13 protein-coding genes are annotated in these 23,931 nt (G+C 53.9%); 9 read left to right on the top strand and 4 right to left on the bottom strand.

All coding sequences use genetic code 11. The annotated features are described in order from the left end of the window. Nucleotides 1–72: 72 nt before the first annotated feature. Nucleotides 73–225: a hypothetical protein gene (locus tag GEOB_RS20350; protein ID WP_012648545.1), complete on the bottom strand. Its 153-nt coding sequence runs from the start codon at nt 223–225 to the stop codon at nt 73–75. A 299-nt stretch (nt 226–524) separates the two neighbouring features. Here GEOB_RS20350 and amrS point away from each other — a divergent pair, with 299 nt between their 5' ends. The 9 genes from amrS (at nt 525) to GEOB_RS17235 (ending at nt 19,008) form a co-directional block, all read left to right on the top strand. Then, nucleotides 525–1,538: an AmmeMemoRadiSam system radical SAM enzyme gene (amrS, locus tag GEOB_RS17275; protein WP_012648544.1), complete on the top strand. Its 1,014-nt coding sequence runs from the start codon at nt 525–527 to the stop codon at nt 1,536–1,538. Nucleotides 1,539–1,570: 32 nt separating this feature from the next. Beyond that, on the top strand, nt 1,571–3,292 hold the full coding sequence (locus GEOB_RS17270) for a PAS domain S-box protein (RefSeq protein WP_154650516.1): 1,722 nt from the start codon (nt 1,571–1,573) through the stop codon (nt 3,290–3,292). A 150-nt stretch (nt 3,293–3,442) separates the two neighbouring features. After that, a complete protein-coding gene (locus tag GEOB_RS17265; protein WP_012648542.1) occupies nt 3,443–4,093 on the top strand; it encodes a lysophospholipid acyltransferase family protein in 651 nt (216 codons plus the stop codon). Further along, the gene (rnhA, locus tag GEOB_RS17260; RefSeq protein WP_012648541.1) at nt 4,083–4,523 is read left to right on the top strand and encodes a ribonuclease HI; all 441 of its coding nucleotides are present in this window, start codon (nt 4,083–4,085) and stop codon (nt 4,521–4,523) included. The genes GEOB_RS17265 and rnhA overlap by 11 nt, the downstream gene beginning before the upstream one ends. A gap of 239 nt (nt 4,524–4,762) precedes the next feature. Continuing rightward, a complete protein-coding gene (locus GEOB_RS17255; RefSeq protein WP_012648540.1) occupies nt 4,763–5,059 on the top strand; it encodes an HNH endonuclease in 297 nt (98 codons plus the stop codon). Further along, nucleotides 5,056–5,679, top strand: a complete 624-nt coding sequence (locus tag GEOB_RS17250) for an HAD family hydrolase (RefSeq protein ID WP_012648539.1) — start codon at nt 5,056–5,058, stop codon at nt 5,677–5,679. The genes GEOB_RS17255 and GEOB_RS17250 overlap by 4 nt, the downstream gene beginning before the upstream one ends. A gap of 10 nt (nt 5,680–5,689) precedes the next feature. Continuing rightward, the gene (locus tag GEOB_RS17245; RefSeq protein WP_012648538.1) at nt 5,690–6,529 is read left to right on the top strand and encodes a phosphate ABC transporter substrate-binding protein; all 840 of its coding nucleotides are present in this window, start codon (nt 5,690–5,692) and stop codon (nt 6,527–6,529) included. A gap of 743 nt (nt 6,530–7,272) precedes the next feature. Further along, entirely contained in the window at nt 7,273–10,248 is a 2,976-nt protein-coding gene (locus GEOB_RS17240; protein WP_012648537.1) for a transglutaminase-like domain-containing protein, read from the top strand. Nucleotides 10,249–10,302: 54 nt separating this feature from the next. Next, nucleotides 10,303–19,008, top strand: coding sequence for a carboxypeptidase regulatory-like domain-containing protein (locus GEOB_RS17235; protein ID WP_012648536.1), 8,706 nt, complete (start codon nt 10,303–10,305; stop codon nt 19,006–19,008). A gap of 84 nt (nt 19,009–19,092) precedes the next feature. Here GEOB_RS17235 and pfkA read toward each other — a convergent pair whose 3' ends face one another. From pfkA to GEOB_RS17220, 3 genes are read right to left on the bottom strand one after another with little or no spacing between them, the layout of a single operon-like run. Beyond that, entirely contained in the window at nt 19,093–20,052 is a 960-nt protein-coding gene (gene pfkA, locus GEOB_RS17230; RefSeq protein WP_012648535.1) for a 6-phosphofructokinase, read from the bottom strand. Then, nucleotides 20,049–21,365, bottom strand: coding sequence for a replication-associated recombination protein A (locus GEOB_RS17225; RefSeq protein ID WP_012648534.1), 1,317 nt, complete (start codon nt 21,363–21,365; stop codon nt 20,049–20,051). The genes pfkA and GEOB_RS17225 overlap by 4 nt, the downstream gene beginning before the upstream one ends. Further along, nucleotides 21,352–23,868, bottom strand: a complete 2,517-nt coding sequence (locus tag GEOB_RS17220) for a glycogen/starch/alpha-glucan phosphorylase (RefSeq protein ID WP_012648533.1) — start codon at nt 23,866–23,868, stop codon at nt 21,352–21,354. The genes GEOB_RS17225 and GEOB_RS17220 overlap by 14 nt, the downstream gene beginning before the upstream one ends. Nucleotides 23,869–23,931 lie beyond the last annotated feature (63 nt).

The following is a 23,931-nucleotide window of genomic DNA, read 5'->3' as shown; positions in this document are numbered from 1 at the left end:
CTGGTAAGGAGTGTTTGCAGCAGGAAAATTTTTCCGGGAATCCGGGTGGCGCGGATTCCCGGTATTTGTCGATCAGGCGGCCTGTGCGTTCAGCAGGGTAATCTTGCCCAGGTAGTCTGTCCAGATGGCTCCGCACTCGTTGCACTCCAGCAGGTCCTTTGCGTAGCCGTCGGCATGCATGTCGATTTCCACTTTTTTGCTGCTTTTACAGATTGGGCAATGCATTCATCTCTCCTTTTTTCTTTTGTTTCCATTATCTTAGGTAATCAACATTTTTCCTGCAAGACAATAATTTGATAACTATTGAATAAAACAGTGGTTTATGCCTGCTGCATCCGTCTGCCCTTGTTCGGAGCGGCTATGCGATGCAAATAATCTGCACCGGGGCGCTTTTATTACCGCTTTTTATCGTTGTGGTTAATGGTACAGTTAAAGTAGTGTACTGGGGCAAATCCCGCCGCAGGATCTTGAACTTTTCCTTATTTTCCCATTACCTTTGCCGATAAGCAAGAGGAGGTAATACCATGAAAGAGGCAATGTTTTATGAAAGGAAAACGGGCGATACTGTCAAGTGCGGACTCTGCCGCTTTCGTTGCCTGATACCTTCAGGCAAACGGGGCATCTGCATGGTGAGAGAGAACCAGGGCGGCACCCTCTATACCCTTGTCTATGGCAAAGCAATTGCGGAACACGTGGACCCCATAGAGAAAAAGCCACTGTTCCATGTTCTTCCAGGCAGCAGGTCATACTCAATAGCCACAGTGGGATGCAACTTCAGATGTCTCCATTGTCAGAACTATGCCATCTCCCAACCAAGCGGCGGTACGCTGGAGATCATGGGAACGGAACTCAGCCCTGAGGAAATAGTCGCCAATGCCAAGCGTAGCGGGTGTGCTTCCATCTCCTACACCTATACCGAACCGACCATATATTTCGAATACGCATATGACACTGCAGTGTTGGCACGGGCAGCAGGATTGAAGAACATCTTCGTCACCAACGGCTACATTACCCCGGAAGCATTGAGCCAGATCCGGCCCTACCTGGATGCGGCCAACATCGATCTGAAAGGCTATTCCGACCGCTTCTACAAAGAGGTGGTGCATGCCATGCTCCAGGAGGTGCTGGATTCCATTGTGGAATACAAGCGGCAGGAAATCTGGATTGAACTCACCACGCTGATCATTCCCAACTGGAATGATTCGGATGCCGATCTGGAAGGCATCGCCCGCTTTATTGCCGGAAAGGTGGGCATTGAGGTGCCGTGGCATGTGAGCCAGTTCTATCCCACCTACAAGCTCCTCGACCAGCCGAGGACCCCTTTGGCTACCCTGGACCGTGCCCGGCAGATTGGCAAAAACGCGGGGCTGCGCTATGTCTATGAAGGAAATGTCCCCGGCAGCCAGGGTGAACATACCTTTTGCCCGGAGTGCGGCGAGCTGCTCATCCGCCGCACCGGATATGTGGTCTCAGCCGATAAATTGACCGGGGGAAAATGCGGTCATTGTAAATTTGCCGTCGATGGGATATGGTTGTGAGCATTAATGAGTTTGTGAGGACGGATGAAATAATGAGTAAGAGGAACACCAGCGAAAAAATTATCCCCATTGCCATGGGGGCCCTCGCTCTGTTCTGGTTTGGAGACGCTGTCTTCGATGCCCATCTCATGCGCGAAGGGACCTTGCGTCAGCAGCTGTTCGCGCCGGGAACCCGAGAGCTGGCCATGCGTGGTTTTTTCTCCTTGTTCATCATTGGATTTGCCTTCTATATGAGACGGGTTCTGATGCAGCGTGATCTGCTGGAAACTACCCTGCAAGCCGCGGTGGACGAGGCTGAAGCGGAAAAGGAAAAGACGATAGCCATAGTCTCCGCCATGGGGGACGGCATCAGCATTCAGGATACCGACCTCAAAGTACTTTATCAGAATGATGCCCATAAGGCGCTGGTAGGTGACCACGTGGGTGAATACTGCTACCGGGCCTACCAAATGAATGAAAAAACCTGTGATTTTTGCGATCTGACCAAATCTTTTCGCGACGGCAAGGTTTACCGGCGCGAATCATCTCCAGCCAGATCAGAAGGGAAAATCCACGTCGAGATCATTTCCTCGTCCCTGCGGGATAAAAACGGCAAAGTCATCGCCGGCATCGAGATGGTCAGGGACATTACCAGGCGCAAGCAGACCGAAGCCGAGCTTGAGCGTCAGGCCAATCTGCTGCAACGGCTGATCGATACCATACCCAGCCCGATATTCTACAAGGATAGAAATGGCGTTTTCCTGGGTTGCAACGAAGCCTTTACCCACTGCAGCGGTATTGCCAAAAGTGGTGTCATCGGTAAGACAGCCTCTCAATTTTTATCTCCCGACCTTGCCGCGGCCCAGGAAAGCATGGACCGGAAACTTTTCGCCGAGCCCGGCGTGCAGATATTCGAAACCACAATTCCTTGTGCAGATAGCGGCCAGCGGCAGGTCATTTTGAACAGTGCCACCTTTACCGATGCCAGGGGGGGCGTTGCCGGACTTGTCGGCATAGTCATCGACATTACGGAATTGAAGAAATCGGAAAAACAGATAAAAAAATTGAATGAAGATCTTTTCGCCCACACTGCAGAACTGGCAGCGGCTAATAAAGAACTGGAAGCCTTCAGTTATTCCGTTTCCCACGATCTGCGTACGCCGTTGACGCGCATTTTCAGCGCCGGCCAGGCTCTGCAGGAAGATTACGCCCCCTTGCTCGACGAAAATGGAAAATTTTTCGTGCATACCATCACCGATGCGTGCGAGCAGATGGAAGAGCTGATTGAAGCACTGTTGGCGCTGTCGCAGGTGACAAAGGCAGAGATAAAGCGGGAAGAGGTGGACCTTAGCCGGCTTGCCCTCGACATTACCACCGAATTGCAGCTGACAGCGCCGGGCCGGCAGGTTGTTTTCAATATTGCGGCAGATGTCACCGCCTGTTGCGATCCCGAACTGGCACATGTGGTACTGGAAAACCTGCTGGGAAACGCCTGGAAATATACGGGCAAACGTCCCGATGCACGAATTGATTTCGGGGCCAGGGAAGATGAGGGTAAAAAGGTTTACTTTATCCGGGATAATGGCGCCGGCTTCGATATGAAAAAGGCAGGGAATCTTTTCAAACCTTTCCAAAGACTCCACAGCAGCAGCGACTTTTCCGGGACAGGCATAGGCCTGGCGACGGTAGAGCGTATAATCAAGCATCACGGCGGCCGGGTGTGGGGAGAAGGAGAGCCGGAAAAAGGAGCCACCTTTTATTTTACCTTCAACTGAAATTTAACAGAGACATCTGCCCCTGCCCCTGCCGCTCCATTAGCTGTCATTCCCTGTTCCCGGTTCCTCCTGCTGTTTCAACAAACTTGCCCCCTTTTTGTCAATCATGCTATATGTATGGCTCTATCCCATTTCTAACAGAGGTAGTCCTTGAAAGTCTCATTTCTGCGCCGCTTCTGGGTAACCTTTTCCTGCCATGTTGTCGGTTTTTACGCCTCGTCCATCAACAACTTCCACATCAAGGGGAGCGACAACATTCCCCCGTCCGGCGGTGTGTTGATAGCCTCAAACCACATATCCGCCTATGAAACCATATTCCTTCCCTGGGCGGTGATCAGGCGGCATGCCTTGCAGATGCTCTGGGCTCCAGCCAAAGAAGAGCTCTTCACCAGCATATTTCAGCGCTGGCTCTATAGTTCATGGGGCGCTTTTCCCGTCAAACGCGGCCGCGATGTACGGGCGGGCAAAACAATCAATGACTTGCTCAGGGATCAGAAGGTCATGCTTTACCCTGAAGGAACCCGGCACAAGGACGGCGTGCTGGGCAAGGGCAACCGCGGAGTCGGCAAGATCATCTATGACACCAGGCCCGTGGTGATTCCCACCGCGCTCATCGGCCTCAATCACTGGAAATTTCCCGGCATCGGCCAGAAAGCCGCTGTTGTCTTCGGCCAGCCGCTGGATTTTTCCGATCTGTATTTGCTGCAGGATTGCAAAGAGACCCATCAGCTCATCGTTGACCGGGTAATGGCGGCAATCGCCGAGCTTTTGAAAGCTGAAGGGGCCTATATTGAAGGTTGAGATTTTTTGTGACGGGGCCTGCAGCGGTAATCCGGGTGTCGGCGGCTGGGGCTGCATCCTCCGCTATGGGGACAACGTCAAGGAGATGTCAGGCGCCGACGGCAACACCACCAACAACCGCATGGAGATGACTGCCGCCATAGAGGCGCTCGCTTCCCTGAAAAGACCGTGCGAGGTCCATCTGACCACCGATTCCCAGTATCTGGTCAAGGGGATGACCGAGTGGATCGGCGGCTGGGTGCGGAAAGGCTGGGTCAACAGCAAAAAGGAGCCGGTGTTGAACCGGGAATTGTGGGAACGGCTCATGGAACTGTCCCGCCTTCACACCATCCACTGGCTCTGGGTGCGGGGGCACAATGGTCACCCGGAAAACGAGCGCTGCGATGAGCTGGCCAGGGCGGCCATAGAAACCTTCCGGCGGTCTTGTTGAAATTAATGTTGAATCATGTGGAATAACGGCTGCCGTGGCTTCGGGAGAGAGTGACTGAGCAGCAACGGCGAGCGGACACCCGCCGGATATTGCAAGAAGCACCGATAACCTGCATCATGGACGCCTGAGGAATAAAGGGCGGCACTGCAAGGTCCGCAGTTGCTGCGATCGAACGAACGGACGAAGCCGCGGCAGCCCCCCCTCGCAGAAAGAATTGATTGTAATCAGGGGTACATTCGTTGTCCTTCATCATCGAAATATCGGAACAGGAAATAAAACGGGAGCGGGAAAAGGCCCGTGAACTGCGCAAGTCCCAGTGGTGGAAAAATCGCCTTGCCCGGGGGATCTGTCACTACTGCGGCGGCAGGTTCCCCGCAGATGAACTCTCCATGGACCATATCGTCCCGGTTATCCGCGGAGGCAAGAGCACCCGGGGCAATGTGGTGCCTGCCTGCAAGGAGTGCAACAACCGGAAAAAGCACCTGCTTCCCATTGAATGGGAGGAATATCTGCAGTCGGTGAGGAGTGAGGAGTGAGGGCAAGCTATAAAGCGGTAATATACGATTGTGACGGGGTGATGTTCGATTCCTTCGAGGCCAACTTCGCCTTCTATCAACGGATCCTGGCCAATTTCGGCAAACCTCCCCTGGACCGGAATGATGGGGAGATGATGCGGGTGCTGCATACCTATGCCAATGCCGATGTCATGGCGTACCTTTTTGCCGGCGATGAACGTTGCGCCGAGGCCCAGGCCTTTGCCGGGACCATAAACTACGGCGATCTGGTGCATCTGATGTCCATGGAGGAGAACTTCCGCGAGACATTGACAGCACTGCAGCCGCTGGTCCATCTGGCAGTCTGCACCAACCGCTCCACCTCCGTGGATATGGTGCTGGAATCCTTCGATCTTTCCCGTTATTTCAGCTATGTGATGACGGCGGCCAAGGTGGAGAGACCAAAGCCCTACCCGGACCCATTGCTAAAGGTACTTGAATATTACAGGCTTGAACCGCAGCAGGCCCTTTTCGTCGGCGATTCCGAGGTAGACCGTCTGGCCGCCGAAGCTGCGGGCGTTCCCTTTATCGCCTACAAGGCAGATATGCCTGCATTCGCACGGCTGGACCGACACGATGAAATTCTTTCCTTTTTCCCCTGAAAGGAAAAAAATGATGGTTACGAGCAAGCACCCGTGTCTTTTGGCTTTTCTCCTGCTTTCCCTGCTGATCTTCAGCCCCTTGCCTGCATCGGCCGCCGAGCGCCTCTCCGGCAGCCTTTTGATTACCGGCTCGGAAACCATGGCTCCGCTCATTGCGGAAATGGCCAAATCCTTCGAGCGACTGCACCCGGGGGTGACGATCACCGTCCAGGGCTATAACTCCGCCAGAGGTTTGAGCGATACCAGAACCAGCAGAAATTCCCTCGGCATGGTGTCGCGGGCGCTCAAGGAAACGGAACGGGACCTGAAGGCATTCCCCGTTGGGCTCGATGCCATCTGCTTCATCGTTTCCGGCAACAGTTCGGTAAAAAATATGACCAGAGCCGAGTTGGCGCAGGTCTTCACCGGCAAGGCAAGCAACTGGAAGCAATTTATCGGCAGAGATCAGCCGCTCAAGGCCATATTGCGGGGTGACGGGCGATCATCCACCAAAATCGTTTCCGAATATCTGCAGATACCGGTGTCGCAGCTGCAGGGGATTCTCATTCCTGCCTCATCGGCCATTACCATCAAGGCGGTGGCAAAAAACAGCGGCGCCATCGGCTATGTCTCCTTCGGCGAGGCCTACCGCTATTCCAGCCGGCAGGGCAAGATCCACATGATTGCCCTCGACGGCCGGCTTCCCACCAAGGCTTCCATCGTCAACGGCTCGTACCCGCTAATCCGCGTCCTGAACCTGGTGGCGAAAGGGGAACCGACCCCGCTTGCAAGGGAATTCATCAAGTATTGCCGCTCCAAAGCCGTTGCCGACATGGTACAGGCCTTCGATTTCATAAATCTGGATCTCTAAACCCTCTCCGAGCCATTCTCACAGGCCCTACGCAGCAACCGCCTCAGCTTTTCCCACTCCAATGAAAGCGTCTCTTTGGTTTGATGCTGATTTTGTGCCTACAAATTAACAAATTATATTTTTAATTCAGTTGTAATCCTTTCATCAATTTTCTATAGTCCTGATTACCCTTTAAAAACAATGATATAGGCTGTAAAAATTTTTTACACTGTAAAATTTTTTTACACTTTTGGTGACACTGATGAAGTTTTGTGCACTTTTCGGTGAAGAGCGGACTGCAGGATTAAAGTCAAAAATCTTTATGGGACGCGGATCACGGCGGAAAAGGCGGATTTAAAACCAAGATCAAAGGACTTAGGATTTTGGGTTAATGCTTGATCCGCTCTGATCCGCAGTTTCCGCGTCTAATTCAGGTTTTGAGGATTTTTAAGATTTTAAAGGCTTTTGAATGGGACGCGGATAAAGGCGGAAAAGGCGGATTAAACCCAGGATCAAAGACCTAAGGCTTTTGGGGTTTATGCTTGATCCGCTTTGATCCGCAGTTTCCGCGTCCAATTCAGGTTTTGAGGATTTTAAGATTTTAAAGACTTTTGAATGGGACGCGGATAACGGCTGAAAAGGCGGATTTTAAACCAAGATCAAAAACTTAGGATTTTGGGTTAATGCTTGATCCGTTCTGATCCGCAGTTTCCGCGTCCAATTCAAGGTTTGATGTTTTTGAATGTTTTTTATGGAGGGGAAAGATGTTCCGCAAATACTCACGTCAGATATCCGCAGTAGTTCTCTGCTTTTTTACCTGGACGTCCGGTGGGGTTTTCAGCATTGCCAATGCAGCCCAGATCGAGGCGAAGAAGGCCAAGTTGCAGCAGGTCGAGAAAAAGCCGGAGGGCTCAGAGGAGCGCTTTGCCAAGGCAACCGAAGAGGTTGAAGACATCCTCGGCGATAAAAAGGAAGATCTGCAGACCAAGAAAGGGCGCCTGCGGACCAAGAAGGCAGAGATCGAAGCCCTTGACGTGGAAGTGCGCAAGCAGTTCGCCGAGACGGAAAAGAAGCTGAAGGATGCCAAGCTTCCCCCGGAGATCCTGGAGCGGCACCGTAAGTTCGTCAAGCATTACGATGACAATTTGGCAGAACTGAAGGGCAATCTCGATATCATAGAGAAAGCCAAGGACAAGGCAGAGGCCGATACGGGCATGGAAAAAGCCCACCAGCATCTGGAAAAAACAAAAGCCCCATCCCGCCATCAAAAACTCGACCCCAACAATCTCCCCCATCGTCAACCCAAGGTTATCAAGCGCGAACCGCGCATGAAAAAGGAAGAGTTCGAGAAGGACCTGAAGAAGGACAAACATGCCTGGAAGAACCAGATGCGAATTATGCTGGCATCCGCAGGCTCTACGGCCGGGCTGTTAACACCCGACGACCTTGCCGAGACCATCGAGGTGCAACTGACCCCGGAGATCAGGGCCAAGGCGCTGGAGTTGGGGAATAACCCGGTGAAGATCTATGAGTGGGTGAGGAACAACATCGAATTCGTCCCCACCTGGGGCTCCATTCAGGGTGCCCAGATGACCATGCAGACAAAACAGGGGAATGCCTTCGATACTTCATCTCTGCTTATCGCTTTGCTGCGGACAGCCGGGATTCATGCACGTTATGTCACCGGCACCGTGGAACTGCCTATCGAAAAAATTATGAACTGGGCAGGGGGCTTTTCCGACCCCATGGCAGCCCTGGATTTCATGTCCAGCGGCGGCATACCCACCAAAGGTCTCGTTGCTAATGGCAAAATAGTAGCCGCTCGGTTCGAGCATGTCTGGGTCGAAGCCTTCATCGACTATATTCCGTCCCGAGGCGCCAAGCACAAACAGGGACAAGGAGATACCTGGATCAGGCTCGATCCAAGCTACAAGCAGTACAACTATTCCCAAGGGATCGACATCAAGACAGCCGTTCCCTTTGACGCGCAATCCTTCCTGACCCAGATTCAATCAGGCGCCACCATCAACGAAACCCAAGGCTATGTTACAGGTGTAAATTCTCTGCTCGTCCAGCAGACCATGCAGGACTACCAGACACGGGTGCAAAATTACATACAGCAGAATTATCCCAATGCCACAGTTGGCGACGTCCTCGGCAAGAAAGAGATCGTCAAAAAGGAATATCCGTATCTCCTGGGCACCCTGCCGTACCGCACCGCCGTAAAGGGAGCAACCTTTGCCGCTGTTCCAGATACCTTGCGCCACAAGCTGTCCTTCTACGTCAAAAAGGAGACAGTCGATATTACAGCCTATGATCCCGATGCACCGTTACCCACTGATACATCACTGAATATCAGCAAAAACCTTGCCGAACTGGCAGGGAAGAAGATTACCCTCAGTTACTCACCAGCGACCCCACAGGATGAAGCCGTCATCAATTCTTTCTTGCCGACTCCCCATGCAGATGGATCGCCTATCCAGCCAAGCGAACTGCCGTCACAACTCCCGGCATACCTGATCAATGTAAAACCCGAGTTGAGGATTGACGGCCAGGTGGTTGCCACAGGTGCACCGGTTGGGCTTGGAGGGACCAACATCTTTACTATCACTTTTTCCGATCCGTCGTATGGAGCGAGTCAGATAACCAATTACATCGATGCCGGTGTGTATCAGGCGATTGGGCTCAATCTTGGGAGGATCAGCCAAGAGCAGTTGACGGCGCTGAAGTCAAAGCTGGAGACGACCAAAACAAAACTGCAGAACAGCGACTTCAGCGGCATGATGAAGGACGACCTTGTCGGTGACCTGCTCTATACAACCGCGCTGGCCTACCATGCAGAGCTTGGCACCATGAACTACATCACCGCCAGAACAATGAACGTCAATGCCATCACTGTGCCTTCGGAAACTATTTTTGCTACCAAACTGAGAGTGGCGATGTTCTTTGGCATACCACGCTTCGTCAGCACTGGCGGACTCAATATGGATGCAGATTATTTGATGCAGGTGGTGAAGGCAAAGGATGGCAACAACGATACAGCGAAGCAGTACATGCTATCCAGTGGCATGACATCATCCGCTCTGGAGCATAGCGTGCCGGAACAACTTTTTTCAACACCGGAGAATCAAGCACAAGCAATCAGCACAGTCAAGGCACTTAAGATTGCCAATGATCAGGGAATACCCATCTACACAATCAACCAGCAGAACGTATCCGCACTGATGCCGCAACTACAGCTTGATCAGCAGACCAAAGAGGATATTAGCAATGCAGTTAACGCTGGCAAAGTCGTTACTGTGTCTAAGACGAATATAAACTTCAATGGCTGGGTTGGCTGTGGCTATATCATCACTAATCCTGAGACTTGTGCTGGGGCATATATGATTAATGGTGCCATGAATGGGGGACTGCTGCAACGAGCAATGGTTGCAGAACTAATGCATTATTTAGCAATTGCGGCTGCAGCCGGAGATTCTGGTTTAGAAATGTATAGTGTTTTGTACTCTTCAGGAGAACTTCAAAAAGGGTTTTACTGTGTTTTAGTTGGTATATCGAAATATGAAGCTAATAAAATTGTTGTAGATAAACTTGATACGTTGTGGGTTAGAGTATCAACAGAATTTTTGAAAAAGCTGTCATTTGCCTTGCTAGGCATGCAGATGAAAGATTACACCACCAGTAAAGATCTAAACAATTTTGTAGAAACCATTGTTAATGTGATTGAGGAGCTAGTGTAAATTTATTTCACAATTTTCAGAGAACAAATATTTTATAAAAATTGGAGTGGCTACATGCTCAATCGTAATTTAATCATCATTGTTGCTATTGTGTTTAATCTAGCGACATTCGCACATGCCCAACTCCCTCAAATCGCTGGCGGCCTGACCTTCCTTACTGCATCCCAAAACCCTGACGGCACCTGGAATACCAGCACGTCGGAGGTAGAAACCACCGCAGCCACTGTTTCTGTCCTGGAAACGTTGAAACTGCTGAATCAGACCGCCTCCACTTCCTATACAACCGGCACTTCATGGCTGCAGGCACTATCACCGCAGCCAGTTGACTACATAGCAGAAAGGCTCCGCACCCTTGGGTTGAGTGATGTCACTTCCCTTACTCCCTCTGTAGATGGAATCAAAGGAGGTTGGGGCGGCGATGCCGGGTATGAAACAACCCTGCTTGATACCGCGAAGGCCCTCCAAGCCCTCAAATCCGCCAACTACACCGACCCCACCATCATCAACCCGGCCCTGGCGTATCTGACCTCCAGCCAGAATGCAGACGGTGGCTGGGGATTCTATGCCGGCGACAGCAGCAACGTCTATATGACCGCTGTCGTCTCGGCGACCCTGCAGCAGTTCCCCCAAATGACCATCATTGCCAATGCCGTAGCCAAAGCTACCGCCTTCCTCATCGCCCATCAGAACAGCGACGGCGGCTTCGGCAGTTCTCCTTCTACCGTTTATGAAACAGCCCTGGCCTATGTTGCCCTGGCAGCTGTTTCCAATGATGCAACCATTCTGGGGAATGCCGTCAATTACCTCACCACCACTCAATCCGCCAACGGCTCCTGGAATGACGATCCCTACTCGACTGCATTGGCGCTGAAAGCGCTGTATTTCTCTGAAAACAAACCGTCGCCGCCTCCGGCGCCGCCGCTTGGTGCTACAATTACCGGCACAGTGATCGATGCGGTGACAAAGAGGCCGGTGAGCGGCGTAGCGGTGGCGATTGACGGCAACACCCTCTTTGCCGCAACCACCGACGCCACCGGCAGCTTTGCGTTGGCCGATGTACCAACAGGTACGCAGAAGCTGACCTTTACACTCTCTGGCTATGCCGCAAACAGCGCATCCACAACCGCTGTTGCAGGGGCAACCTCTAGCCTCGGAACCATCTCCCTGCTTTCCGCTTATTCCACCGGTACCATCGCCGGCACCGTGACCGACCCCACAGGTAAGCCGCTGGCTGGTGTGGCAATCACAGTATCAGGGGCCTGGAGCGGCACTGCCACAACCGGAGCCGACGGAGGCTTCACCTTTACCTATGTCACCCCTGGCGATGTCACTATCACTGCCGAGAAGGCAGGCTATCAAGCCTTGACCTCCACCGGCACTGTCTACGCCCGAACGACGCTTACCTTTTCTCCGCGTTTGAGCACCTCCCCACCAACGGCTACAACAGGCACCCTGGTGGGCCGAGTGGTGGACAGCTTCTGGGGTAGGCCCATCGGGCATCTGCCGGAAGAGACTGGGGTGCAGGTGATCGTCTCCGGAGGGACGTCGGTTTCGGTCGAACCGGAAGGGGGCGGGTACTTTACTATCGCCAACCTGCAGCCGGGGACCTACCAGGTGGTCGTGGGTATGCATGGTTTCGCCAGCCATACCTTCCGGGTGGTGATTTCTGCCGGCACTACCACAGATTTGGGCACGATCCGCCTGGAGATGTCTTTCTTGATGACCCTGACCGGCAAGGTGACCGATGCAAAGAGCGGGTTGCCCATTCCGGGGGCGGAAGTTATGGTTCAACCGGGCAACCTGACCTCCCGCACCGACTTTGCCGGTACCTATGCCATAGCCGACATCAACGATGCCGAGATAACCGTCAAGGCCTTCTCTGTCGGATATGTGGGCAAATCCTACACCGTTGGGAAGCAGCCATGGCTCCAGACCATGGATATTGCTCTCACCCCATTGGTGACAAACGGAGGTATTAGCGGGACGGTGGTTGATGCGGTGACTTCTCTACCTCTTGCAGGTGTAGCCTTGTCCTTGACCAACGATCCTAAAGTTAGCACTGTGACGAACAGCACCGGTACGTTTGCCCTGAATGGCATTCATTACGGAATGCAGCAGATAACGGTTGCCCTGGATGGTTATACTCCACGTACCTTGAAGACCTACATTACCGCTGGAGCGACTACCAATGCCGGAACAATTGTCCTATCCACCGGCACTGTTTCAGCATCCGTGCAGGGCGTGGTGAGGAATGCCGGCTCCGATGCACCATTTGCCGGTGCCGTAATGGAGACAGCAACCGGAAATACAACATTGAAAGCAGCGACGTTAGCAGGCGGAACCTATGCAATTACTGACATAACTCCTGGAGATGTAACCATTTCCGCAGGTGCTGAAGGGTATTTCAGTGCCCGCATCGGCAGTACCCTCGCTCCTGGTGAGACGTTCATCTTCAGTCCCGCTCTTGCCATGATGATTACCCCCTCTGCCGATATGACTGTCAAAGTTGACCAGGCGCTTTACAAGTCTGGAGAAACCGTCCCTGTTACGGTAAACATTCACAACAAGCAGTCGTTAGACCTCTCGCCACTCCTCCATGTAAGGGTACTAGATCCCTATGTCGCTAAAGTATTCGATACGACAGTTTCACTGAGTTTAGCGGCAGATGGCGATGTTGCACAGACTGTCAGCTTTGTCATGCCGCAAAATGCAGTGTCTGGAAATTATCTGATCCAGGCCGAGCTATACTCCGAGGCCGGTAATATCATGCAAACCGCTTCGAACAGCTTCGGTTCTGCCGTTAGTGAAGTATCCATAAGCCCAACATTGCCGACCACCTTCTCCACCACCAATACCGTGACATTCAACCTGACCAATACCGGTACCATTCCCGTATCGTCAGGCGTCCTGGCCGTCACCCTGAAAGACCCGGATGGGCAGGTGGCATATAGCTCCTCCCAGGCCTTGAGCCTTGCATTGGCTGAGAGCAAGATGCTTACCTATAATGTGAGTACTGCAGTTCTGAAATTGGGTACCTATACCCTGTCCTATATCCTGAGCGATGAAACCAGAACGATCAAGCCGGTTGAAGTGGTGCTGACCAATACCGTTGACATTAATGCTTCCTTCGATAAAAGCACCTATCGCATCAGGGAAGCAGGCAATCTCACCGTTGTCATAACCAACACCGGTAAGTTCAGCCTCGATACCGGATTAACTGCCACCGTATCCATCCCGGATGCAACCTATACTGAAACCAAATTTCTTCCTGCAGGTATTTCGGCTTCTGGCACTGCAGTCATCTACAGTTTCCCAGTTCCGGAAACGGTAAATGCCGGTCTACATCCTGCCACCGTTACTCTTCGCCTTCCTTCCGGATCAGAGGTTACGGAAAAAGCCTTCTGGGCTGTTCCGGAATCATCCTTGACCTCAACAGTGGCCAAGACCGCCTATAGCGCCGGAAATACAATTACAGTGGTAATTGCAAATACCGGCGGCATTGATACACCAGTTGACTACCAAGCCAGCCTTTATGATGCAAAGGCAACACTCATTGCCGAAAAATCAGCTACCGAGATTGCAGTAGCTGGGTCTTCTATTCCCCTTGGCCTGCCCATTCCGGTCGGTGCTGTGGATGGTACCTATACCCTCAACGTCCAATTCAAGGATGGTAAAACAACTGTAGAAAAAATTGTTCCCTATGCACTCAGCATCGCTGGGATAAAAGCCAGCCTTCAGATGCAAACAGATAAAGAGGTCTATCTGGCAACCGAGAACATCACCGGCCTCGGCGCAATAACCAACACCGGCACCCCCTTGCAGGGGGGGAATGTGCATCTGCAGGTGGTCACCGGGCCGGGGAGCTACAAGCAGAAGACCTGGATTACCCAAGCCGATTTCCAGACCGGTGTGCGTAATGGGGTGGACACCTACGGGGTCAATGACTGGATTATTCCGGATGATGATTTTGACGATGATCGTATTGACACAGGTAAATGGGTAGAAGACAACTATGGCACCAGTAAACAACAAGAAAGCACCGGTGTTTTAATACAATCGGCAGGTCCGGGGGCGGGATATGCGAGTCTTGTGGGAAACGCTTCTTCTCAATTACAAGGTGATTTCGATGTTCAGGTTGATTTTAGCTTGGTAAACCCTTCTTCTGGTGAGTTCTGGGCCTTACTCAGGATCGAGGCAGCAAATCGTGAGTTTCGTGTAGAACGCAAAATATCCTATGGCCAGAATGTTTATAGTGCCGATTATTGGAATGGAAGTTCATGGAATCATAGCCCTAATCTTAGTACAACCGATTCCAGCGGTAAGCTTCGAATTACTAGAAATGGGACTACAGCAATTGCATATTGCTGGGAAAATGGTGCCTGGAAACAACTATGGTCAACAAATATTTGGGATGGCCCCTTAAATGTAAGACTGTGGACCACCAACAATGGGTATAATAACCCTGTTGAAACTCATTGGGATAATTTCAAAATCAGCTCCGGCCGGATCATGACAGTAAACCAGACAGTGGACTCGGCTAGACTACTACCACTGAATGATAATTTTGACGATGGAGTGCTGAATGAGGATAGATGGAGATCCGCTGGAGTTTACTTGCCAACTGAAGCTAACGGTCTTATGCATCAAAAAAGTGATGGTAATGGCGCGACTTCTGTTTTTTTAAAAGCTTCCCTGCCAGGTGATTTTGCAGCCATTGAAAAGTATAAAAACGCTAAATTCACCGTCGTTAGATCGCATCCGGAAGGGGATATAGGCCATTACCTCACGGCCAAGACGGGTCCTTCATCAGGTTTTTGGCTTTATGAGACAAACATTTATCCATCAAAACTTCCTCAACTGCAGGCTAACTCCTATATTAATAGTAACTGGTGGGCTTCTAGTGTACCCCCGAGTAACTGGGTTTCTGGCTATTTCAAGCTTCGAAGAACGGGAACCTCTGCCTACGCAGAGTACTGGGATGGTGCTATGTGGAGCACATATCATTTGAAATCTGGCATGGAAACCGGACCAGCAACTATCAGAATTTTAACTACGAATGCTGATACCTTACTTGATGAGTCAGCATCTGTTGATGTAGATGCTTTTTATACAGAAAACGGTGTATATGCCAGTGCAGGAGTAGTGACTTTAAAGCAAGACTCTGGCGCGGCGAATACCAGTTGGGGGAAAATAAATTTTAACACCACCCAACCCACCGGCACCTCCATCAAATTCCGCACCCGCACCGCCGACACCGAAGCCGGCCTCACCACCGCCATCTGGAGCGACTACATCACCGCAAGCGGTTCACCAATCACTAATCCCGCCGCCCGGTGGATCGAGGTGGAGGCCACGCTGGCTACAACCGATACCAATGTAACGCCACTGCTCAACGATCTCACCGTCACCTACCTGGCCGACCCGGGCGAAGTGCTCTGGCAGACGGACGTGCCCGTCGATCTTGCTCCAGTAGCCGTCGCTGACCTGAATAAAACCATCGGCACCCTGGGTGTTCTGGGCAAGCTCTACTTCCAGGGCACCCTCACCTCCAGCACCGGACAAGCCGTTGCCTCCGCCGAATACCCCTTCTACATCGAACAGGGGAACTTCCAGCTACTTCTCTCACCCGACAAGAAGATCTACAAACCGGGCGAAACAGTGACCATAAGCGGCGAAGTCAGGAACATCACCAGCCTGGCAGCAGCCCTTGCCCTGCAGGTGAAGGATAACCAAGGGGCAACCCTCTATACTGACACCTTCGACATTGCGGCCAACGGCAGCCGTCCGTTCAGCTTTACCACCACAGCAGGCAGCGACGGCATTTATACGCTCAAAGGAGCGGTAACCCAGAATAGTGTCATCATTGCCGACATCACCGAACAATATGAAGCGTCAAGCCCCATGGTCACTGCGGCACTCACCGCCCCCGACAGCGCAGGAGCCGACCCGTTCCAGGTGAGCCTTGTCCTCACCAACAGCGGCAAGATAGAAGCGGTCATTGCCGTTGCCAAATCATTCGATACCACGGCAGAGACAATAACCATCCCTGCCGGAGAGACAAGATCGGTCCAGTACACTCAACAGATCGCAGCCGACACTACCTACACCTTCACCATCACCGGCGACCTGAGCCGGACCCTCACCAAAACCGTGGCGTACACCGCACCGCCAATAGCCGCCAGCGTTACCGGCAAAATAGTCACCGACAAGATCGCCTACAACCCCAATGATCAGGCAAATCTGACAGGAACGCTTACAGCAAACACCTACATGGAGAACCTCTCCTTGCTGGTAACCATCACCAACAGCCAGGGGCAGGCCCTCTACACCGATACGACTTCTATCCCCCAGCTTAACCAGGGCCAAACCACCACCATCAATAAATACTGGAACGTGGGAGCCAACCCGGCGGCAACCTACCTGGTAACAATGCAGATCCTGAACAACACCGGCACCGTTATCACCAAATCCACCTGTAATCTGGTCATTGGCAGCATCACGAAGCCCACCGCTCTCCTGAAAGGACAGGTAACCCTCGACAAGCAGAGCATCCTGACCGGAGAACCGGTAGCCGTTTCATACACCGTTACCAACATCGGGAACACGGACCTTGTCAACATCCCCCTGTCAGTGCAGACGATCAACATAAGCGACCAGACCACCTATAACCCCATCCCCGACACGGCCAGCCTCGCCATGGGGCAAATCCATTCAGGAACCGGCCAAATCGATACCCAGAACTACGGCGCCAAGGACTACCTGGTTATCCTGCGAGCAACCATCGACGGGGTAGAGGAAACCCTCGCCGGCACCTATTTCCGCGTGGAAGGCGCACCTTCGGCCCCGGCGCTGGTAAGCCCAATTAGTGGAGCCGACGTGGAAACCCTGACGCCGCAGCTTACCGTCAGCAATGCCGCCGATCCCAACGACGACCGGCTCACCTATCAATTCGAGGTCTACACCGACAGCGGCCTGACCAACCTTGCCGCCTCCGGACAGGCACCGGAAACCGCAAACATGACCATCTGGACGCCGGCAGCTCTGATTGAGAACCAGACATACTACTGGCGCTCCCGTGCCTTTGACGGCAAACTGTACGGCCCGTGGATGCCTGCCGTCTCCTTCCGGGTCAACACCATCAACGATCCCCCGACAGCGCCGACCGTTTCCGCCCCTGCAGACGGTACCGCTGTGGCACTGTCAAGTCCAACGCTGACCATCAACAACTCTTCAGACCCCGACAGCACCAGCCTCACCTACAACTTCGCCGTCGCACTGGATCCCGAGTTCACCAACATCATAGCCTCAACCCCCGGCGTTGCTTCCGGAGAAGCGACCACCTCCTGGACCGTACCTGTGACCCTCCAGGAGAACGGCTGGTACCATTGGCGAGCCCAGGCCGACGACTGGCAGATGGAAGGACCCTGGTCGCAAACGGTGCGCTTCCAGGTCAACACCGCCAACGATGCCCCGACGACACCGGTCATCACGGCACCCCTCAACGGCTCGACTGTGGCCGCTTTGACAACCCATGTGGTCGTCACCAACAGCACCGATCCCGATTCGTCTGTCATTACCTATTTCTTCGAAGCGGATACGGTACCGACCTTCGATTCGCCTAATATCGTCCGCTCAGGCAGCATTCCCCAAGGGGAGGGGAGCACCACCTGGAATCTGAGCGGTCTTTCGGACAACACCCGTTATTACCTTCGCGCCAAGGCAAGTGACGGGGCAGCGGAAAGCACCTGGTCGGAAACCATCAGCTTCTTTGCCAATACCGTCAACGATCCACCCACGACTCCCACACCGGCCAATCCCTCCGATGGGGCAGGGGTGAATCAATACAGCCCGACCTTGTCGGTGCACAATGCCGCCGACCTTGACCATGATCCACTGACCTACGAGTTTGAGGTCTATGCCGATGCTGCCTTGACCAGCCTCGTCAGCCGGGCAGCCGGTGTCATTGAGACAGCCGCAGTCACCAGTTGGACGGTTCCGGTGACACTGACGGAGAACCAGACCTATTACTGGCGGGCGCGCGCCTTCGATGGTTACCTCACCAGCGATAAATGGACTCAAGCGATGAGCTTCATGGTCAACACCGCCAACGATGCCCCCGGCGCACCTAAACCGGCCTTGCCTGCCGAAGGGAGCAGTGTTTCAACGCCGACACCGACCCTGACCATTGCCAATGCCGCAGATCCCGACAGCTCCATACAAGGCTACGACTTCGAGATCTATGCGGGCCCGACACTGGCAGCGACAGTCACAGGCATCCCCCAGGACGCCTCAGGGATGACCTCCGTTACCCTGAATACACCCCTTACCGACAACACCGCATACCAGTGGCGTGCCAGGGCATTCGACGGTGCCCTCTACGGTGCCTGGTCCCATATGGCGAGCTTCACCGTGCATTTGCCGGTGACAAGCATAGGCGCCACCATCGACTTCGACCCCGATACCCTCAATCCCAAGAGCAACGGCACCTGGGTCACCGTGCGCATCGAACTGCCGGAGGGCTACAATCCTTCAGACATCGACATTGCATCCATCAGGCTTGAAGGGGCAATATCGGCAGAGCTTCGTCCCTACGCCGTCGGCGATTGCGACAAGGACGGCATCAAAGATCTGATGGTGAAGTTCAGGCGGAGCGAGGTGATTAACCTGCTGCCGAGCGGTGACAGGGTTCCGGTGCATGTTACCGGCAAGGTCGGCTCTGTGGTCTTCGAAGGGGTCGATCTGATCAGGGTTATGCAGTAGGAAAAGAGAAACGGGCGGGGAATCCAAATCCCCCGCCCGTAGTTATGTCTTTTTATACAATCAGCAACAGTTTCGAACAGTCTGCTATATCCCCAACACCTCCGCCAGCCGCAGCATCTCATCGTGTGGCTTTTTTTCCCCCTTGACCACGTCCTCCAGGGAGGTGGTGATGATGGAGTTGTTGGAGAGACCCACCATCAGCCCTTTTTCCCCTTTGAGAAGCAAATCCACGGCATTTTTTCCCAGGCGGCTCGCCAGGAGCCGGTCGAAGACGGTGGGTGCGCCGCCCCGCTGGTAGTGGCCCAGCACCGTTACCCTGGTTTCGAAGCCGATGGCGTCCTTGATGCTGTCGGCGATCTGGTGGGCGTTGCCCGCCCCTTCGGCGAGAATGATGATGGCGTTGTCCCGTCCTTCTTCGTAGCGGGCCCGCAACTGCTGGCAGATTTCGGAGAGGTCGAAATCCCGCTCCGGCACCAGGGCGTATTCGGCGCCGGCTGCTATGGCGCTGATACTGGCCAGGTAACCGGAGTTGCGCCCCATGACCTCGATGACGAAGGCACGGGCGTGGGAGCTGGCGGTGTCCTTGATGCAGTCCACTGCGTAGATGATGTTGTTGAGCGCCGTATCCACCCCAAGGGCCATATCAGTGAAGGGAATATCGTTGTCGATGCTGGCGGGAATGCCGATAACCGGAAAGCCCAGGTTGTGCAGCGCCAATGCTCCCGTCAGGGAACCGTCACCCCCGAGGATGATCAACCCTTCCACCCCCAGGTTTTTCAGGTTGGCCAGGGCCTGCTGCTGCCCTTCAATGGTGCGAAATTCGGGCGAGCGTGCCGACTGGAGGAACGTTCCCCCCCGGTGGAGGATGCCGGAGACTGCCTTGGAATCGAGGGTGATGTAATCGGGTTTCATAAGTCCCACGTATCCCTTGCGAAACCCCACCATTTCCACATTATTTCGCAGGCCGCTCCGTACCGCGCTGCGGATGGCAGCGTTCATCCCTGAACAGTCGCCGCCGCTGGTTAGAATGCCGATTTTCCTCATGAATCCTCCTTCTTTCCTTTCAGCCACTCCATCCGCTCCTTGATGGCCTTCTCGTAGCCATAGCCGGCGGGACGGTAATACTCCCGTCCCTTGAGCCGCTCGGGCAGGTAGTCCTGCTCCACGTATCCACCCGCAAAGTCATGGGCATAGCGGTAGCCGGCGTGGTAGCCCAGATCCTTCATCAGCTTGGTAGGCGCATTGCGGATATGCATAGGGACCGGCTGGGCTCCGCTCTTCCTAACTTCGGCCAGTGCCTCGTCTATTGCCAGATATGAGGCATTTGACTTGGGGGCGGTGGCCAGGTAGGTGACCGCCTGGGAAAGGATGATGCGTCCCTCCGGCATCCCCACCATCTGAAAAGCCTGGAGAGCAGACACTACCACCTGCAGGGCGCGGGGATCGGCGTTGCCGATATCTTCGGAAGCGAGTATTACCATGCGGCGCAGGATGAAGAGAGGATCCTCCCCCGCCTCGATGAGCCTTGCCAGCCAATAGACGGCGGCGTCCGGGTCGCTGCCCCGCATGGACTTGATGAAGGCGGAGATGACATTGTAATGCTCCTCTCCCCCCTTGTCGTAGAGGAGCGGTTTCTTCTGCACCGCCTCCCGGACATTTTCAATGGTGATCGTGCCGTTCTCTGCCAGTCGCGCTGCCGTTTCCAGGGTGTTGAGGGCGACCCTGCCGTCGCCTCCGGCCTGCTCGGCCATGTAGCTCAAGGCATCATCGGTAATGGCAAGGTCCAGATTGCCTAACCCCCGTTCACGGTCGGTAAGGGCGTTGCGGATGATCTTCTGCAGCTCTTCCTCGCTCAGGGTATTGAGCACCAGCACCTTGCACCGTGAAAGGAGCGGGGCGATCACTTCAAAGGAGGGATTTTCGGTGGTGGCGCCGATGATGGTGAAAACACCTTTTTCCACATAGGGGAGAAAGGCATCCTGCTGGCTCTTGTTGAAACGATGGATTTCATCGACGAAGAGAATGGTTCTTCTGCCCTGGAACTTGCGCACTTCCTCCGCTTCCTTGACGATCTCGCGGATCTCCTTGATACCGGAGAGGATGGCGGAAAAGAAGATGAAGTGGGAACTGGTGGCACCAGCGATGACGCGGGCCAGGGTGGTTTTGCCCGAGCCGGGAGGACCCCAGAAGATGAGGGAAGTCAGCTGGTCGCTTTCGATCAGCCGCCGCAGCAGCTTGCCTTCCCCAAGAAGCTGTTCCTGCCCCACATATTCGGCAATGGTCCGTGGCCGCATCTTTTCTGCGAGGGGGGCTTCCTTGGCGGCATCTTCCGCCGCCCTGCGGTCAAAAAGATCCATGGGCGGAACTGTCACCATGCTGGCGCGATTCGGCACCCTTGACACAAACCGGGCTGATCCCCCAGATATCTCTGGCGTACTCGGCAATGGTCCGGTCGCTGGAGAATTTGCCCATGCCGGCGGTATTGAGGATTGCCCGCCGGGTCCATTCGTTCTGGTCCCGGTAAAGCTTGCTTACCTCATCCTGGCAGGCGATGTAGGAGGTGTAGTCGGCCAGCAGCATGTAGTAATCTCCCTGATTCAGCAGCAGGTCGACGATGGGACGGAAAAGGTCGGGGGCGCCGGGAGAGAAGAACCCGCCGGCGATCTGGTCCAGCACCCTTCGCAATGCCGGCAGTTTGCTGTAATAGTCACGGGGATTGTAGCCCTTGTTCCTGGTATTGTTGACCTCGTCCGTGGTCAGGCCGAAGATGAAGATGTTTTCTCTCCCCACCTCTTCCATGATCTCGATATTGGCGCCGTCCAGGGTGCCGATGGTGAGGGAGCCGTTCAGGGCGAACTTCATGTTGCCGGTTCCGGAGGCCTCGGTGCCTGCGGTGGAGATCTGTTCGGACAGGTCTGCCGCCGGGAAGATATGTTCGGCCAGGGAGACGCTGTAGTTGGCGAGAAAAACCACCTTCATCCGGTCGCCCACCTCCGGATCGTTGTTGACAATAGTGGCGACGGCGTTGATGAGGCGGATGATCAGCTTGGCGGTGACATAGGCGGGGGCTGCCTTGCCGCTGAAGATGAAGGTGCGGGGAACGAAGTCGCCTGCCGGGTTTTCCTTGATCCGGTTGTACATGGTGATAACGTGAAGCACGTTCAACAGCTGCCGCTTGTATTCGTGGATCCGCTTTACCTGGCAGTCGAAAATGGAATCAACGTTGACCTGGATGCAGTTGTGTTTAAGGATGTAAGCCGCCAGCTTCTCCTTGTTGAGCTTTTTCACTGCCTGCCATCTGGCTGCGAATTCCGGTTCGGTGGCGACCGCTCGCAATTTTTCCAGCTCATAGAGGTCGGTGACCCAGCCATCCCCGATATATTCGCCGATCAGCTCGGAAAGGGAAGGGTTGGACATCTTCAACCAGCGCCGTTGGGTTATGCCGTTGGTCTTGTTGTTGAACCGCTCCGGGTACATCTCGTAGAAATCCCGGAACAGCTGATGTTTGAGGATTTCGCTATGCAGTGCGGCAACGCCGTTGACCGAATGGCTGCCGACGATGGCCAGGTGGGCCATGCGGATCTTCCGCTCCCAGTGCTCTTCCACGATGGACATGCGGGCCAGGCGTGCGTTATCGCCTGGGAACTGTTTTGCAACCTCTTCCAGAAAATACTTGTTGATGTCGAAAATGATCTGCAGGTGCCGGGGGAGGATCTGCTCGAAGAACCAGACCGGCCATTGTTCGAGGGCTTCCGGCAGTATGGTGTGATTGGTATAGGCGAAGGTTTTCCTGGTGATCTGCCAAGCATCGTCCCAGTCCACGTTTTCCAGGTCCAGCAGCACCCGCATCAGTTCAGGAATGGCCAGGGCAGGATGGGTATCGTTCAACTGAATGGCCACCTTGTCGGGCAGGAGCCTGAGATCGGTGTGCTTTTTCTTGAAGCGGTAGAGGACATCATGGATGGTTGCCGAAGCGAGAAAATATTCCTGCTTGAAACGCAGCTCCTTACCCTCGATAACGTTGTCGGCCGGATAGAGCACCTTGGAGATGGTTTCCGTCTGCATCTTCTTTTCCACGGCGCGGATGTAGTTCCCCTCGTTGAAGAACTTGAGGTCGAAGTCACGGCTTGACTTGGCGCTCCACAGGCGCATGGTGTTGACCGAGTTGTTCTTGTAGCCGGGAATGGGCGTATCGTAGGCCATGGCCATGACATCTTCCGTATCGACCCATTCGCTGACGGTTTTGCCGAATTTGTTGGTGGTGGTGAGGACCCGTCCATAAAATTTTACCGGATGCAGGTGCTCCTGGCGGTCCAGTTCCCACGGATTGCGGTAACGGAGCCAGTTGTCGGGGAGTTCCATCTGGGCGCCGTCGACGATCTTCTGGCGGAAGATGCCGTATTCATAGCGAATGCCATAGCCGTATGCCGGGATGGACATGGTGGCCATGGAATCGAGGAAGCAGGCGGCCAGGCGCCCCAGGCCGCCATTGCCGAGACCGGCTTCCTGCTCTTCGTCAAAGATCTCTTCGAAGTCATAGCCTAGGGAGGTGATAGCCTCCCTGAAATCCTCCAGGATATCCAGGTTGATCAGACTGTTGATCAGGGACCGTCCGATGAGGAATTCCATGGAGATATAATAGACCCGCTTGTTGTCACTATTGTAGTAGGCCTGCTGGGTATCGAGCCAGCGTTCCACAAGCTTGTCCCGCACGGCGTAGGCCAGGGCGTTGAAGGCATCGTATCGGGTGGCGGTATATTTATCTTTGCCCAGGGTGTATTCGATATGTTCGAGGAAGGATTTGATGATGAGGATGAGGTTATCAAGTTCAGGTGCCGGGTTGGCATCATATTCGTTCATAGGCTTGCCCTTTGTCCGGAACTCTTGCTGCCATGGAGTTTCCATTGGACATGGTGGTTTATA

The sequence above is a fragment of the Geotalea daltonii FRC-32 genome, from assembly GCF_000022265.1.
In the GTDB taxonomy this organism is placed as follows: Bacteria; Desulfobacterota; Desulfuromonadia; order Geobacterales; family Geobacteraceae; genus Geotalea; species Geotalea daltonii.
This window is presented reverse-complemented; position numbering and strand designations above follow the sequence as displayed.